Origin of the sequence: Cupriavidus sp. P-10 (genome assembly GCF_003402535.2) — a bacterium.
GTDB lineage: Bacteria > Pseudomonadota > Gammaproteobacteria > Burkholderiales > Burkholderiaceae > Cupriavidus.
The window spans coordinates 1911492-1926838 of record NZ_AP025170.1; the positions used below are offsets into that span (position 1 = coordinate 1911492).

Consider the following 15347-nt stretch of genomic DNA (forward strand, 5'->3'; position numbering starts at 1 on the left):
CTACGGCTCTCATCGCGCAGCGCACATTGTCGACAATTCCGGACCCGATTGATTGCATGGCTTGTTGCACATGCGGGCCCCTCGCGGAATTGCTTAGCGAAAAGATCGCCGCTATTCTACCGTGCTGCGCCGCACTTTTCTGCGGAAGATTGAATCTATTTATTTGCGCAACCCCATGTCCCAGCCAGAAGCGCCCGGTACAGCGGATTCCGGGACCCAGCCTGGAACGCAGCCTGCCTCCCCGTCCACCCAAGCGACCGCGGCGACGCCCGCCGCAGCGGCCCAGACCGGCGATCGTCCGCCGGTGCGTACCGTCTTTATCGTCTCGGATGGCACCGGGATTACTGCGGAAACCTTCAGCCACTCGATCCTGGCCCAGTTCGAAATGCGCTTCCGCAAGGTGCGGATGCCGTTCGTCGATACCCCGGAAAAAGCACATATCGCGGTCGGCAAGATCAACGAGGCGTTCCATAACGAGGGTGTGCCGCCCATCGTGTTCACCACGCTGGTCAACCAGGAAGCGAACAAGGCACTGCGCCGCGCCAAGGCGATGATCCTGGACATGTTCCAGACCTTCATCGAGCCCCTCGAGAAGGAACTGGGACTGAAGTCCACCCACGCCATCGGCCGCTTCCACCAGAATGCCGATACCGAGGCGTACAAGAACCGGATCGAGGCGATCAACTTCTCGCTCGCACACGATGACGGCCAGTCGCACAAGAACCTCGAAGAAGCCGATGTGATCCTGGTCGGCGTGTCGCGCAGCGGCAAGACCCCGACCAGCCTTTACCTTGCGATGCAATACGGGCTGAAGGCGGCGAATTACCCGCTGATCCCGGACGATTTCGAGCGCGGCAAGCTGCCGTCGGCGCTGTATGCGTTCAAGAGCAAGATCTTCGGGCTGTCGATCGACCCGCAGCGCCTGACCGAGATCCGCAACGAGCGCCGGCCCGGCAGCAAGTACGCGGCGGTGGAAAACTGCCGCTACGAGGTCAATGAGGCCGAGGCGATGATGCGGCGCGAAGGCATCAAGTGGTTGTCTTCGACGCACAAATCGATCGAAGAAATCGCGACCACGATCCTGCAGGAGATCAAGGTCGATCGCGACAACTACTAAGAAAAAAGCGGCCACCTGGCCGCTTTTTTTATCGCCGCTGCCGCACCGCCTCGAACAGGCAGATCGCGGTGGCAGCCGCCACGTTTAGCGATTCCAGGCCGCCCGGCTGGGGAATGCCGACCTTGCGCTTCACGTGCTGCATCCACGCGTCGCTGACGCCGGCGCCTTCATTGCCGACTACCCATGCCACCGGCTCGCGCAGGTCGGTATCGAACACCGCGGCGTCGGCATGCGAGGACGTCGCCAGCAGCGGCAACGCCAGCCGTGGCGCCAGCGACTCCACGGTGCAGTGTTCGACGATGTTCAGGTGGAAATTGGCGCCCATGCTGGCGCGCAGCGTCTTCACCGACCAGGCGAACGCACACCCCGTTGCCAGGAACGCATGGCGGATACCCGCCGCGGCGGCGCTGCGCAGGATCGAGCCGACATTGCCCGCGTCCTGCACGCCGTCGAGGATGATGCAGTCCTCTTCGATGCGCGACGGCAGGTGGCCGGCAGGCGTCTCGATCACCAGCATCAGGTCGATGCCGTTGACCACGCCGGAAATCTGCGTGAACAGCGTATCGGCCAGCACAACCAGGCGCTCCGCGTCGACGCGCGCCAGCAATGGCGCGACCTCGGCATGGCCGTAGTGACGCTCGGATACCACGCAGGTGACTGGCTGGCCCAGTGCGTCCACATAGGCCTGGGCCAGGTGCACGCCGTCGAGCAACGACTGCCCGGCCTTGCGGCGCTGGTGGGTGGAGGTGGCCAGCGCCTTCAGGTGCTTGAACAGCGCGTTGTCGCGCGAGGTGACATGCTTCACGGTGCGTCGGTTTGCAGGGTGCCTGTCGGCGCGGCCTGGATGGGGGTGGTGAATTCGCTGACTTGGTCGCTGACTTCGATGACCTTGGCAACTGCCGTCACCGCGGTAAACATCGGACGCCGTGCCAGCGCCTCGCGCACCGGCGCGAACGTGCGGCGGTGATGCGGCGTGGCGCCGAACTCGGCCAGCGCGGCCAGATGCTGCGGCGTGCCATAGCCGACATGCGAATCGAAGCCGTACTGCGGATAGCGCTCGTGCAGCACCATCAGTTCGCGGTCGCGCGCCACCTTGGCCAGGATCGACGCGGCCGAGATCGCCCTGACCAGCGCGTCGCCCTTGACGATGGCTTCCACCGGGAACGGCACCTGCGGGCAGCGGTTGCCATCGACCTGCACCAGGTCCGGCACTACGCCGCTGGCGGCCAGTCCCTGCACCGCGCGCTGCATCGCCAGCATGCTGGCGTGCAGGATGTTGATCGTATCGATTTCCTCGACCGTGGCGAAGGCGATATGCCAGCCTAGCGCGCGTTCGCAGATCTTCTCGTACAGCGCCTCGCGCCTGGCGGCGGTCAGGATCTTGGAATCGGCCAGGCCGCGGATCGGGCGTTTCGGATCGAGCACCACGGCGGCGGCATACACCGGCCCTGCCAGCGGGCCCCTGCCCGCTTCATCGACGCCGCACAGCCGCTGGATCGCAGCGGCGGCCGGCGCCAGGTCCAGGCCCATCTGCGGCGAGGCCGCATTGCGACGCGCCATCAGACGGTCCCCCGGCTGTGCATCAGGTCCACCACTACATCGGCGGCCAGTTGCGCGGTATTGCACTTGAGGGTCTCGTGCATGCGGGTGAAATGCTCGTACAGGAAGGCGGTATTGCCCTCGTCGTTGAGCTGCAGCAGCGTTTCGCGGGCCAGCGCCTCGGGCGTGGCGTCGTCCTGCAGCAGTTCGGGCACGACAAAGCGTCCTGAAAGGATATTAGGCAATCCCACGTACGGCAGGTAACCCTGGCGCTTCATGATCTGCGCGGTCAGCCAGGGCACCTTGTACGAGATCACCATCGGCTTCTTGTAGAGCGCCGCCTCCAGCGTCGCGGTACCGCTGGCCAGCAGCACCACGTCAGCCGCCTCCATGGCCTGGTGCGACTTGCCGTCGACAATGGTCAGGCGCAGTTCCGGATACTGCTGGTGCAGTTCTTCGACAATGGCGCGCAACGGCGCGCTTGCCGCCGGCAGCACGAACGCCAGGTTCGGGTCCATGCGCTGCATCTGCGCCATCGCGGCAAAGAAGGTGGCGCCAAGATTGCGCACCTCTGACTGCCGGCTGCCAGGCAGCACCGCGACCACGCGGTGGCCGGCAGGCAGCCCCAGTTCGGCGCGCGCACCGGCGACGTCAGGCACCATCGGGATCACGTCGGCCAGCGGGTGTCCTACGTAAGTGGCGGGAATGCCGGCCTTGGCGTAGATCTCGGGCTCGAACGGGAACAGGCACAGGATGTGGTCCACCGCGCGCGCGATGGTGCGGATGCGCCCGCCACGCCAGGCCCAGATCGACGGGCTGACGAAATGCACCACCGGGATGCCGGCGCGGCGCAGCGGCACTTCCAGGCCGAAATTGAAATCCGGGGCATCGACCCCGATAAAGCACTGCGGCGGCTCGGCCAGCAGCCAGTCGCGCACCTCGCGCCGGGTGCGCAGGATCTCGCGCAGCGAGCCCAGCACCTCGACATAGCCATTGACCGACAGCGTTTCCATCGGCCAGCGCGAGACAAAGCCCTGCGCCATCATGCGCCTGCCGCCGATGCCGGCGAAGTCCACGGAATCACCCAGGCGGGCCTGCAGCCCGCCCATCATCAACGATGCCAGCAGGTCGCCGGAGGCCTCCCCGGCCACCATGGCGATGGTGCCGCGCCTGGCGGCGGCAGAACCGTTGCCCGTGGGCAAGCCACCCCGAATCGCGGCGTCGACCATGTGCGGACCGGTCTCAGCGCACGATGCCGCGCTGGGTGGCGGCAAGGAAGTCGGCGAACGCCTGCAGCGGCGCCGCGGTGCCGGCATCTGACTGGGCCAGCAAGGCGGCGATCTCGGTGCGGGCCTCGTCAAAGCTGAGGTCGGACTTGTAGAGCAGCTTGTAGGCCTGGCGCAGCGCGGCGATCTGGCCAGCGTCGAAGCCGCGGCGGCGCAGTCCCTCGACGTTGACGCCGTGCGGCGTCGCCTTGTTGCCGCCCTTGTCGCTGGCGGCGATCACGAATGGCGGCACGTCCTGCACCAGTGCCGAAGCGCCGCCCAGCATCGCGTGGGCGCCGATACGCACGAACTGGTGCACGCCGCTCATGCCACCCAGGATGGCCCAGTCGCCCACGTCGACGTGGCCGGCGATCTGCGCGTTGCTGGAGAACACGGTGTGGTTGCCGACCGAGCAGTCATGCGCGATATGCACGTAGGCCATGATCCAGTTGTCGCTGCCGATGCTGGTCACGCCGCGGTCCTGCACCGTGCCTGTGTGGATCGTGGTGAATTCGCGGATGGTGTTGCGGTCGCCGATATCGAGCCGGGTCGGCTCGTTGCGGTACTTCATGTCCTGGGGCACGCCGCCGACCGACGCATAGGGGCCGATATTGTTGCCCTCGCCGATCGTGGTATGGCCCTCGACCGTCGTATGCGAGCCGATCCGGGTACCGCTGCCGATCCGCACGTTGGGGCCGACGATGGAGAACGGGCCGACGGTCACGTCGGATGCCAGTTCGGCCTTCGGGTCAACCAGGGCGGTGGGGTGGATTTGCGTCATACGTCCTGTCCTGTCTGTGTCTGGTGAAGAATGGGGCCCGTGCGCAGGGCAAAGGTTCCCGTCGGTGCCGCGCGGCCGGACGGCACGCGGCGGCCGGCCTCACTCAGCCTGCTTCACGGTGCACATCAGCTCCGCCTCGCAGGCGACCTTGTCGTCCACGGTGGCGAAGGCCTTGAATTTCCAGATGCCGCGGATGTAGCGCTCGACCGTCACATTCATGTGCAGTTGGTCGCCGGGATACACCACCTGCTTGAAGCGGGCCCCGTCGATGCCGACGAAGTAGTACAGCGAGCCTTCCTTGCGCTCCATGTCGGCGCCGAAGGTCAGCAGGCCGGCCGACTGCGCGAGCGCCTCCAGGATCATCACACCCGGCATCACCGGCTGGTCCGGGAAATGGCCCTGGAAGTACGGCTCGTTGATGGTGACGTTCTTCAGCGTCTTGATCCGCTTCTGCGGTTCGAACTCCAGCACGCGGTCGACCAGCAGGATCGGGTAGCGGTGCGGCAGCAGCTTGAGGATCTTCCGAATGTCAATGTCGGCTGCGGTCATGATGATTTCTCTTAGTCTTGTGAGGTTTGGGAGCCGGCGGATTGTCCGCGCAGGCGACGTTCCAGCGCCACCACCCGTTCGCGCAGCTTGCTCAGGCCGCGCACGATGGCTGCGTTGCGCTCCCATTCGCCGTGCGGCAGGAACGGGAAGACGCTGGTGAAATGGCCCCCGGGCTTGGTAATGGATTTGGTGATCGAAGTACCGCCTGACACTGTGGTCCGGTCGGCAATGGTCAGGTGGCCGGCAAAATTGGCCGCGCCCCCGATCACGCAGAAACGGCCGATGCGCGTGCTGCCCGATACCGCGGCGCAGCCGGCTATGACCGTATGGGCCCCGACCCGCACGTTGTGCGCAATCTGGACCTGGTTGTCGATCTTGCAGCCGTCCTCGACCACGGTGTCGGCCATGGCGCCGCGGTCGATCGCCGTATTGGCGCCAACCTCGACGTCATTGCCCAGCACCGCGCGTCCAGTTTGCGGGATCTTTACGTATTCGACCCCGGTGGCGCTGATATCGGGCGCGAAACCGAAGCCATCTGCGCCGATCACCACGCCGCTGTGCAGGATGGCGCGCGCGCCGACCACGCATTGATGGTAGACCGAGACGTTGGCGTACAGCAGCGAATCGTCGCCGATCTCCGCGCCGGCACCGACGTAGCCGTTGGCCAGGATGCGGACGCGCTCACCCAGACGTGCGCCGCGCTCGATGACCACGTTCGGGCCGATGTAGCACGACGCCGGCACGACCGCGTCGGGCGACACGCTGGCGCGCGGATCGATGCCGACGCGGGGGTCGGCATTGGCCTCGCGGTCGAAGCGCTGCGCCACGCGGGCAAAGCAGACGTAGGGATTGCGCGCGACCAGCCAGTTGCGGCCGTCGGCACGGCCCTCGGCGCGAATACGCTCGAGGTCGGCCGTCGACACGATCACGGCGCCGGCCTTTGAATCCAGCGCCTGCTGCAGGTAGAGCGGATTGGACAGGAACGAGAGTTCGCCTGCCGCAGCCTGGTCGAGAGGAGCCAGGCCAACGATCGCCAGGTCGGGATCACCCACAACCTGCGCGCCGTTCTCGGTGGCGAGCTGACCCAGTGTGGGTGTCTTCATGGCAGTACTTCCTGAAAAAAACGGTACGAAAGAACAGCGGCGGCTTACTTGCTGCCGCTGTTCAGCGCCTTCATCACCTCATCGGTGATATCGATGCGCGGGTTGACGTACACCGCTTCCTGCACGATGAGGTCGTACTTGCGCTGCTCCGCCAGCTGGCGGATCACGCGGTTGGCGCGCTCGAGCACCTGCGCCAGTTCTTCATTGCGACGCTGGTTCAGGTCTTCGCGGAACTCGCGCTGCTTGCGCTGGAACTCGCGATCGAGGTCGGCCACCTCGCGCTGGCGGCGCTGGCGGTCGGAATCGGCCAGCACGGCGGTGTCCTTGTCGAGCTTGTCGGCCATGCCCTTGATCTTCTGGGCCATGTCCTGCAGCTCGCGGTCGCGCTTGGAGAATTCCTGCTCCAGCTTCACCTGGGCCAGCTTGGCCGGCTGCGAATCGCGCAGGATGCGCTCGGAATTGACGGCGGCAATGCGTGCCTCCTGGGCCATTGCCGGCATCGCGGCGCAGAGCGCGGCGGTGGCGAATGCAGCGGCGCCCAGGGATTTGACCAGTTTGGATGTTGTCATCATGAAAACAGATCCTTTTACAGAATCAGAATGCCGTCCCGATCTGGAACTGGAAGCGCTGGACCTTGTCGGTTTCCTCCCGGTTGAGCGGGAAGCCCATGCTGATCTTCAGCGGGCCGATCGGCGACAGCCACGACATGCCGAAGCCGGTCGAGTACTTGAGATCGCTGAACGAAATCGGTGCGCCTTCCTGGTAGACGTTACCGAAATCGAAGAACGTGAACAGGCGCAGCGTGCGGTCGACGCCCGAGCCCGGCAGCGGGAAGATGAATTCCACGTTACCGATCATCTTGGAGGCACCGCCCACCGGGTTGCCGTTCTGGTCCTTCGGACCCAGCGTGCTCGTCTGGTAGCCGCGCACCGAGCCGATACCACCGGCGTAGAAGTACTTGAACACCGGGAACGGCGTGTTGCCGTAGCCGTGGCCGTAGGCGACTTCACCGTTCAGCGCCAGCGTGAACGATTTCGAGATCGGGTAGAAGTACTGCTGCTGCACGCTGGCGCGGTAGTACTGCGTATCGCCGCCCGGCAGGCCGACTTCCAGGTTGGCCTGGGTGTACGGGCCCTTGGTCGGGACCAGCGCGCTGTCGCGGCGGTCACGTGCCCAGCCGATCGTGAACGGGAAGTTGTTGATCCCGTCGCCGCTGTTCTTGCCGATCGCGTTCAGCCACTGCGTGTACTGGCTCGGCGTGTTGACCGAGGTATAGACCTGGGTGCGCTCGTAGCCGATGCCGAAGAACACGGTATCGACTTCCGAGAACGGCACGCCGAACTTGAAGCCGCCGCCGGCGGACACGATCTTGTAGTCCTGGTCGCCCGTGTAGTACAGGGGACGCGAGGTACGGTAGTAGATATCGGTCGAGCGGCTGATGCCATCCACCGTGAAGTACGGGTCGTACTGCGTCAGCGCGATGGTACGGAACGACTTGGCGGTGTTCACGTCCACGCCCAGGCTGGTACCGGAACCGAACACGTTGTCCTGGCGCAGGCCGGCCTGCAGCACCAGCTTGTCGGTGGACGAGAAGCCCACGCCCAGGCTGATCTGGCCGGTCGGCTTCTCGGTCACGTTGACATTCACATCGACCTGGTCGGGCGCGCCGGCCACGTCCTCGGTGGTGATGTTGGTGTCGGTGAAGTAGCCGGTCCGGTTGATACGCGCCTGCGACTGCTGCAGCTTCTCGCTGTCGAACCACGAGCTTTCCATCTGGCGCATCTCGCGGCGCACCACTTCGTCGCGGGTCTTGCTGTTGCCCACCACGTTGACGCGGCGCACGTAGACGCGCCGTCCCGGGTCGACCATCAGCGTCAGCGCGACTTCACGCTTTTCCTGGTCGATGTTCGGCTGCGGGTTGATCGTGGTGAAGGCGTAGCCATAGGTGCCCAGCAGGTCGGTAATGGCCTTGGTGCTGGCGGTCAGCTTTTCGGACGAGAAGATGTCGCCCTTCTTCAGCTGCAGCAGCTTTTCCATTTCCTCCTGCTTGCCCAGCAGTTCGCCGGCCAGGCGGATGTCCGACACCTTGTACTGCTCGCCTTCCTTGATGTTCAGGGTCAGGAAGATGTCCTTCTTGTCCGGCGTGATCGACACCTGGGTCGATTCGATCGCGAACTCGAGGTAGCCGCGGTTCAGGTAGTAGGAACGCAGCGCCTCCAGGTCGGCCGTCAGCTTCTGCTTCGAGTACAGGTCATTCTTGGTGTACCACGACAGCCAGTTCGGCGTAGACAGCTGCATTTCGTCGCGCAGCGTGCCTTCCTTGAACGCCTTGTTGCCGACGATATTGATCTGGCGGATCTTGGCGACCGGGCCTTCCTCGACGTTGAACACGACCGAGACGCGGTTGCGGTCCACCGGCGTGACCGTGGTCTGTACGTCGGCAGCATAGTAGCCGCGCGCGACGTACTGGCGCTTGAGCTCCTGCTCCGCCTTGTCGATCAGCGCCTTGTCGTAGTAGCGGGCTTCGGCGACACCGACCGCGCGCAGCGAACGGCGCAGCGTGTCCTTGTCGAATTCCTTGATGCCGACGAATTCCAGCTGCGAGATCGCCGGGCGTTCTTCCACCTGCACGACCAGCACGCCATCTTCGGCGCGGATCTGCACGTCCTTGAAGAAGCCGGTATTGTAGAGGGCACGGATCGCATCGGCGCCCTTGTCGTCGGTAAAGGTTTCTCCGACGCGCACGGGGAGGTAGCCAAACACCGTACCCGGCTCGACGCGTTGCAGGCCCTCAACGCGGATGTCCCTGACGACGAACGGATCGGCAGCCCAGCCCGCCGGGCTCCAGGCTGCAATAACGGCACTCGCCAGCAAGCCTAGCGAAATGCGCTTATGTCTGATCAATGTTGATCCCCTCTTTGATTCCATCCAGGATTTTCCATGCCTCGTGGGACCGCGCATGGCAATGGCGCCCCCTGGCGACGGTGTCCGACGACACGACCGCCCCCTTGCCGACATGCGTTTCTAGCCGTTCGCCAGAAACATTCGGCTGACGTCATTGAACAAAGCGAGCGAGGTCAGGAGCAAGATGCAGGCGATGCCAACCTTTTGCAGCATTGCCTGCCAGTGGTCTGGGACGGGCCGGCCAGTCAAAAATTCCACGCAATAATACAGCAAATGCCCCCCATCCAGAACCGGAATAGGTAACAAATTCAGTACACCGAGGCTAACGCTGACCAGCGCCAGGAAGCTGACAAAGGCCTGCAGGCCGAGGTTTGCGGCACGCCCGGCGTAGTCGGCCACGGTCAGCGGACCGCTCAGGTTCTGCAGCGACGCCTGCCCCACCAGCATCTTGCCGAGCAGCTTCAGCGACAGCGCGCTGGTGTCCCACACCTGGCCGAAGGCGCGGGTCAGCGCCTCGTCCGGACGGTAGCGCACCGTCTCCATCTCTACGGCCTGGCTGAGGGCCGCGCCCAGTTTGCCCGCCGGCGGGGCCGGCGCGCCGCTGGCGTCTTTTTCGCCGTCGCGCGGGGCGGCAGCATCCAGTGTCACCGGCACGTCCAGGCGCTTGCCGTCGCGCTCGATGCCGAGCGTCACGGTCTGCCCGGGCTGGCTGCGCACCGCCTTGATCAGCGCGCTGGCCTGGGTCAGCGGGGTGCCCTGCCAGGCAACGACGCGGTCGCCCTTCTTCAGCCCGGCACGCTCGGCGGCCGAATCTGCCAATACCTCGGTGATGGTGACCGGCCCGCCCTTCAGATGCAGGCCGAGCGTGCTGAGCGGATCCTGCTCCGGGTTGCCGCCGGTATTGGGCAGGCGCGCCAGCGTGACGTCCCGCTCGGCGCCGTCGGCGGCGCGCACGCGCAGCACGGCACGTGTATCGCCGAAGCCCTCGGCGAAGACCGCCATGCGCAGGTCGTTCCAGGAACGCACCGCTTCGGTATGGCCGTTGGCGGTCAGCGACAGCACCCGGTCGCCTTCGCGCACGCCGGCCTGTTGCGCCATGGTACCGGCCGCCGGTGCGGCGACGATGGGGGCGGGTTCGCGCATGCCGCCGGTGAACAGCGCGAAGTACAGCACGATCGCCAGCAGGAAATTGGCCATCGGCCCTGCCGCGACAATGATGAAGCGCTTGCCGACCGGCTGGCGGTTGAACGCGCGCGGCAGGTCGGCCGGATCGATCGGGGTGTCACGCTCGGGATCGACCTCACGCTCGTCCAGCATCTTGACGTAGCCGCCCAGCGGGATGGCCGCCACCGTCCATTCGGTGCGGTCGCGGCTCTTCGAGATCCAGCGCAGCAGCGGCCGCCCGAAACCGATCGAAAAGCGCAACACCTTCACGCCGCAGGCGCGCGCGGCGAGGTAATGCCCCATCTCGTGCACGTAGATGAGCACGCACAGGGCAACGATGAAAGCGAGTACGGTTTGCATGGCGTTGGGACGTCAGTAACAGTGGCTGGACTGGCGCGCCGGATCCGGGTGTTCCGGCATGTCCGGGGCCGCCGCAGCCGCTATTGTCGCAGATGCGGCTGGCCGGCCCGTCGGATCAGCGGCGCAGCGCCAGTCCGGCAACGGCCGCGCGCGCTGCGTCGCGCGCCACGCGGTCGGCATCAAGGATGGCGTCGAGCGTGTCCGCCGGGCCGGCCGGTGCCGCCTGGAGCACTTGGGCCACCAACCGCGCGATGTCAGTGAAGCGCACTTTTCCGCTCAGGAATGCTTCGACCGCCACCTCGTTTGCCGCATTGAGCACGGTCGGCGCCACCCCACCGGCGCCCAGGGCGTCGAAGGCGAGACCCAGGCACGGGAAGCGCTGCAGGTCCGGCTTCTCGAAATGCAGCCCGCCTGCCAGCGTCAGGTCGAGCGGCGACACGCCGGCATCGATGCGCTCGGGATAGGCCAGGCCGTAGGCGATCGGCGTGCGCATGTCCGGATTGCCCAACTGCGCCAGCACCGAGCCGTCATGGTAGGCCACCATCGAATGTACGATGCTCTGCGGGTGGATCAGCACCTCGATGCGCTCGGCCGGCGCGCCGAACAGCCAGTGCGCCTCGATTACTTCGAGGCCCTTGTTCATCATGGTGGCAGAGTCGACCGAGATCTTGCGGCCCATGACCCAGTTCGGGTGGGCGCAGGCCTCATCGGGAGAAATGTCGTGCAGCGTGTCGGGATCGCGCGTGCGGAACGGCCCGCCCGACGCGGTCAGCAGCACCCTGGCCACGCCGCGGCCATAGCGCGGATCGTCGGCCGGCAGGCACTGGAAGATGGCGTTATGCTCGCTGTCGATCGGCAGCAGCGTGGCGCCATGCTCGCGCACCGCGTCCATGAAGATGCGGCCAGACATCACCAGCGCTTCCTTGTTGGCCAGCAGCACGCGCTTGCCGGCACAGGCAGCGGCCAGCGTCGGGCGCAGGCCGGCGGCGCCGACGATCGCGGCCATCACGGCGTCAGTCTGCGCATCGGCGGCGACCGATTCAAGCTCGGCCTCGCCGTAGCTGACTTCGGTATCGACGCCGGCATCGCGCAGCAGCGTCTGCAGTTCTCCCGCCGCCTCGGCGCTGCCCACCACGGCGCGAGCCGGGCGGAATGCCATGCATTGATCGGCCAGCTTGCGCACTTGCCGGTGCGCCGTCAGCGCATGCACGGTGTAGCGGTCAGGATGGCGGCGGACGACGTCAAGCGTGCTTTCGCCGATCGAGCCGGTGGCGCCCAGGATGGTAATGCGCTGCATATCAGACCGATTCAGAGAAGGCTTCAGAGAAAAATCAGCATCAGGGCCGCCAGCGGGAACACCGGCAGCAAGGCATCGATCCGGTCCAGCACGCCGCCATGGCCTGGCAGCAGCCGGCTGCTGTCCTTCATGCCGACCTGGCGCTTGAGCAGCGACTCGAACAGGTCGCCCACCACACTCGCCGCCACCAGCAGCGTGGTCAGCCCGGCCACATAGCCCAGGCCACCGCGATCGCCCAGCACCGAGAACCAGGTGGGCGCGAAGGCATGGGTGGCAGCCAGCACCAGGGCGATGACAAGCGCCAGCAGCCAGCCGCCAATGGCGCCTTCCCAGGACTTGCCCGGGCTGATGGACGGTGCCAGCTTGCGCCGGCCAATGGCCTTGCCGGTGAAATAAGCGCCGATATCGGCCGCCCACACCAGCACCGCCGCGGTCAGCAGCACGCCAATGCCGGCGCCGCGCAGGATCATGGTGGCATGGGCAAACGCGGGCAGCATGACCAGGCCCAGGACGGCCCCCAGCACGGCAAAGCCCGGCGTCGCGGTGCGCACACCGCGCGCCAGCAGCACCAGCGCCACGCCCCAGCACACCACCGCCGCTTCCAGCAGCCAGGTGGTGGCGTGCCGCAGCGGCATGTCATGCCAGGTGATGGTGGCGATCAGGCAGGCCAGCGCATAGACGTACGGCCAGGGCCCGCGCAGCCCGATCAGGCGACCGAATTCCCAGCCCGCCAGCAGCACGATCACGCCGAGCAGACCCGCCAGGCCGGCCGGTGGCGCCAGGAACAGGATCGGAAGGATCAGCAGCAGCAGGCACAGGGCGGTGATGACGCGGGTGAGGAGCATGCGCTGCGATCCCGTGGAAGTTGTTGGAGTAGCCTGGAAGGCCAGTGTGCTCAGGCCGTGTCAGGCCGTGCCAGATAGTCCCGGCGCAACCAGTTGCGCGCTGGTGCGGCCGAAACGGCGTTCGCGCTGGCGGTACGAAGCAAAGGCCTTGTCCAGTTGGGCGGCGTCAAAATCCGGCCAGTACACGTCGGTGAAATACAGCTCGGAATACGCGAGCTGCCACAACAGGAAATTGCTGATGCGCTGTTCGCCGCCGGTGCGGATAAACAGGTCGGGCTCCGGCGCATAGGCCATGGCCAGGTGCGGCGCCAGCATGGATTCGTCGATCGACTCCGGATCGAGCATCGGCGAGCGCGCCAGCATCTTGCGCATGGCCTGCAGCAGGTCCCAGCGGCCGCCGTAGTTGGCGGCGATGGTCACGGTCAGGCCAGTATTGCCGGCGGTACGCGCCTCGGCATCCTTGATCAGCTTCTGGATGCGCGGGCTGAAGCGAGCCAGGTCGCCAACCACCCGCAGGCGGATGTTGTTGGCGTGCATCTTCACCACTTCGCGCCGCAGCGACATCATGAACAGCCGCATCAGGAACGACACCTCGTCCGCCGGACGCCGCCAGTTCTCTGAACTGAATGCGAACAGCGTCAGGTACTGCACGCCCCGCGCGGCGCTGGCTTCCACCACCGCGCGCACGGCGTCCAGTCCCCGGGAGTGCCCGGCAACGCGCGGCAGGTGCCGCTGGGTCGCCCAGCGGCCGTTGCCGTCCATGATGATGGCAACGTGACGGGGCACGTAAGAGGTATCGGGTACGTCGAGCGTTGAACTGATGTGCTGCATGATGGCAGACGGTCGCTGACTGTCCCGGCAATTGCCGGGACGGCGTCAGACCGTCATGATCTCCTTCTCTTTTTCGGCGACCATCTTGTCGATCTCGGCCACGTACTTGTCGGTCAGCTTCTGCACGTCTTCCTGGCCGCGGCGATCGTCGTCCTCGGAGATGGTCTTGTCCTTGACCAGCTTCTTGAACTGCTCGTTGGCATCGCGGCGCAGGTTGCGCACCGCCACCTTGGCGCCTTCGGCCTCGCTCTTGACGACCTTGGTCAGCTCCTTGCGGCGCTCTTCGGTCAGCGCGGGCATCGGCACGCGGATCACGTCGCCCATGGTGGCCGGGTTCAGGCCCAGGTCGCAGTCGCGAATGGCCTTCTCGACCGTGCCAACCATCTTCTTTTCCCACGGCTGCACCGTGATGGTGCGAGCATCGGCCAGGCCGACGCTGGCAACCTGGCTGATCGGCACCATCGAGCCGTAGTAATCCACCTGAACGTGGTCGAGCAGGCCGGTGTGGGCACGGCCAGTGCGGATCTTCGCCAGATCGGCCTTGAAGGCTTCGATCGACTTCTGCATTTTCTGCTCGACGCTCTTCTTTGTGTCGGCGACGCTCATGTTAACCTCCGGAAATCAGCCAACCATGATCCCGCCAGGCGGGATCGAAAATGAATCATTCTACTCTTTGCCCGGCCAGACACCAGCGCCACGGCGCGGTATCCGGGGGCGCCTGCCTCAGACGTGGACCAGGGTGCCCTCGTCTTCGCCCAGGATCACGCGCTTGAGCGCGCCCGGCTTGACGATCGAGAACACCCGGATCGGCAGCTTCTGGTCTCGGCACAGGGCGAAGGCGGTGGCGTCCATCACCTGCAGGTTCTTCGAGATGGCCTCGTCGAAGCTGATGGTGGTGTAGCGCGTGGCGCTCGGGTCTTTCTTGGGGTCGGCAGTGTAGACGCCGTCCACCTTGGTCGCCTTGAGCACGACCTCGGCACCGATTTCCGAGCCGCGCAGCGCGGCGGCGGTGTCGGTGGTGAAGAACGGGTTGCCGGTGCCGGCGGCGAAGATCACCACCTTGCCCTCTTCCAGCTGGCGGATCGCGCGCGGGCGGATATACGGCTCGACCACCTGGTCCATGCGCAGCGCCGATTGCACGCGGCCTTCGATATTGGCGTGGCGCATCGCATCCTGCAGCGCCAGCGCGTTCATCATGGTGGCCAGCATGCCCATGTAGTCGGCCGTGGCGCGGTCCATGCCGGCCGCACCGCCCGCGACGCCGCGGAAGATATTGCCGCCGCCGATGACCACCGCGACCTGGACGCCGAGTTTCACGATCTCGGCAATGTCGTTCACCATCGCCTCGATGGTGGAGCGGTTGATGCCAAAGGCATCGTCGCCCATCAGGGCTTCACCGGACAGTTTCAGAAGGACGCGCTTGTAGGCTGGCATGTTCACCCTCGGACAGGAGCAAGTCGCTCGTTTGGGACTCAACACAAATGAGACGATTGATTTTTTGACACCGGCGGCTCGGATCGGCGCGCCACCGGAGGAAGAAAGCCGGTTTTCGGGGTCGCCCCACCCTGCTGGCAGGCGACGGGAAGACGACC

The 15347-nt window shown here is 65.6% G+C and carries 15 protein-coding genes; 1 reads left to right on the forward strand and 14 read right to left on the reverse strand.

Annotated features, from left to right (window positions below):
- The first annotated feature begins 175 nt into the window (after positions 1 to 175).
- Positions 176 to 1117 (forward strand): posphoenolpyruvate synthetase regulatory kinase/phosphorylase PpsR, encoded by a 942-nt coding sequence (ppsR, locus tag CTP10_RS08795; RefSeq protein ID WP_376790602.1) that lies wholly within the window; start codon positions 176 to 178, stop codon positions 1115 to 1117.
- A gap of 28 nt (positions 1118 to 1145) precedes the next feature.
- Here ppsR and CTP10_RS08800 read toward each other — a convergent pair whose 3' ends face one another.
- The 14 genes from CTP10_RS08800 to pyrH form a co-directional block, all read right to left on the reverse strand.
- A complete protein-coding gene (locus CTP10_RS08800; RefSeq protein WP_116320657.1) occupies positions 1146 to 1922 on the reverse strand; it encodes a TrmH family RNA methyltransferase in 777 nt (258 codons plus the stop codon).
- Positions 1919 to 2647 carry a ribonuclease HII gene (rnhB, locus tag CTP10_RS08805; RefSeq protein WP_233528193.1) on the reverse strand — a complete coding sequence of 243 codons (729 nt, stop codon included), beginning with the start codon at positions 2645 to 2647 and terminating at the stop codon, positions 1919 to 1921. The genes CTP10_RS08800 and rnhB overlap by 4 nt, the downstream gene beginning before the upstream one ends.
- Before the next feature lie 29 nt (positions 2648 to 2676).
- Positions 2677 to 3885 carry a lipid-A-disaccharide synthase gene (gene lpxB / locus CTP10_RS08810; protein WP_116320656.1) on the reverse strand — a complete coding sequence of 403 codons (1209 nt, stop codon included), beginning with the start codon at positions 3883 to 3885 and terminating at the stop codon, positions 2677 to 2679.
- 13 nt (positions 3886 to 3898) lie between these two features.
- The gene (gene lpxA, locus CTP10_RS08815) at positions 3899 to 4702 is read right to left on the reverse strand and encodes an acyl-ACP--UDP-N-acetylglucosamine O-acyltransferase (protein ID WP_116320655.1); all 804 of its coding nucleotides are present in this window, start codon (positions 4700 to 4702) and stop codon (positions 3899 to 3901) included.
- A 99-nt stretch (positions 4703 to 4801) separates the two neighbouring features.
- Positions 4802 to 5251: a 3-hydroxyacyl-ACP dehydratase FabZ gene (fabZ, locus tag CTP10_RS08820; protein WP_116320654.1), complete on the reverse strand. Its 450-nt coding sequence runs from the start codon at positions 5249 to 5251 to the stop codon at positions 4802 to 4804.
- An 11-nt stretch (positions 5252 to 5262) separates the two neighbouring features.
- Positions 5263 to 6354: a UDP-3-O-(3-hydroxymyristoyl)glucosamine N-acyltransferase gene (gene lpxD, locus CTP10_RS08825; protein WP_116320653.1), complete on the reverse strand. Its 1092-nt coding sequence runs from the start codon at positions 6352 to 6354 to the stop codon at positions 5263 to 5265.
- A 44-nt stretch (positions 6355 to 6398) separates the two neighbouring features.
- The gene (locus CTP10_RS08830) at positions 6399 to 6926 is read right to left on the reverse strand and encodes an OmpH family outer membrane protein (protein WP_116320652.1); all 528 of its coding nucleotides are present in this window, start codon (positions 6924 to 6926) and stop codon (positions 6399 to 6401) included.
- 22 nt (positions 6927 to 6948) lie between these two features.
- Positions 6949 to 9258, reverse strand: a complete 2310-nt coding sequence (gene bamA, locus CTP10_RS08835; protein ID WP_116320651.1) for an outer membrane protein assembly factor BamA — start codon at positions 9256 to 9258, stop codon at positions 6949 to 6951.
- 120 nt (positions 9259 to 9378) lie between these two features.
- Positions 9379 to 10782, reverse strand: a complete 1404-nt coding sequence (gene rseP, locus CTP10_RS08840; protein ID WP_116320650.1) for an RIP metalloprotease RseP — start codon at positions 10780 to 10782, stop codon at positions 9379 to 9381.
- Between the two features lie 115 nt (positions 10783 to 10897).
- A complete protein-coding gene (gene ispC / locus CTP10_RS08845; RefSeq protein ID WP_116320649.1) occupies positions 10898 to 12079 on the reverse strand; it encodes a 1-deoxy-D-xylulose-5-phosphate reductoisomerase in 1182 nt (393 codons plus the stop codon).
- 23 nt (positions 12080 to 12102) lie between these two features.
- Positions 12103 to 12924 carry a phosphatidate cytidylyltransferase gene (locus CTP10_RS08850; RefSeq protein WP_116320648.1) on the reverse strand — a complete coding sequence of 274 codons (822 nt, stop codon included), beginning with the start codon at positions 12922 to 12924 and terminating at the stop codon, positions 12103 to 12105.
- A 60-nt stretch (positions 12925 to 12984) separates the two neighbouring features.
- Entirely contained in the window at positions 12985 to 13755 is a 771-nt protein-coding gene (locus CTP10_RS08855; RefSeq protein WP_116320647.1) for an isoprenyl transferase, read from the reverse strand.
- A gap of 45 nt (positions 13756 to 13800) precedes the next feature.
- Positions 13801 to 14361: a ribosome recycling factor gene (gene frr, locus CTP10_RS08860; RefSeq protein WP_116320646.1), complete on the reverse strand. Its 561-nt coding sequence runs from the start codon at positions 14359 to 14361 to the stop codon at positions 13801 to 13803.
- 117 nt (positions 14362 to 14478) lie between these two features.
- Positions 14479 to 15189, reverse strand: coding sequence for a UMP kinase (gene pyrH / locus CTP10_RS08865; protein ID WP_063237869.1), 711 nt, complete (start codon positions 15187 to 15189; stop codon positions 14479 to 14481).
- Positions 15190 to 15347 lie beyond the last annotated feature (158 nt).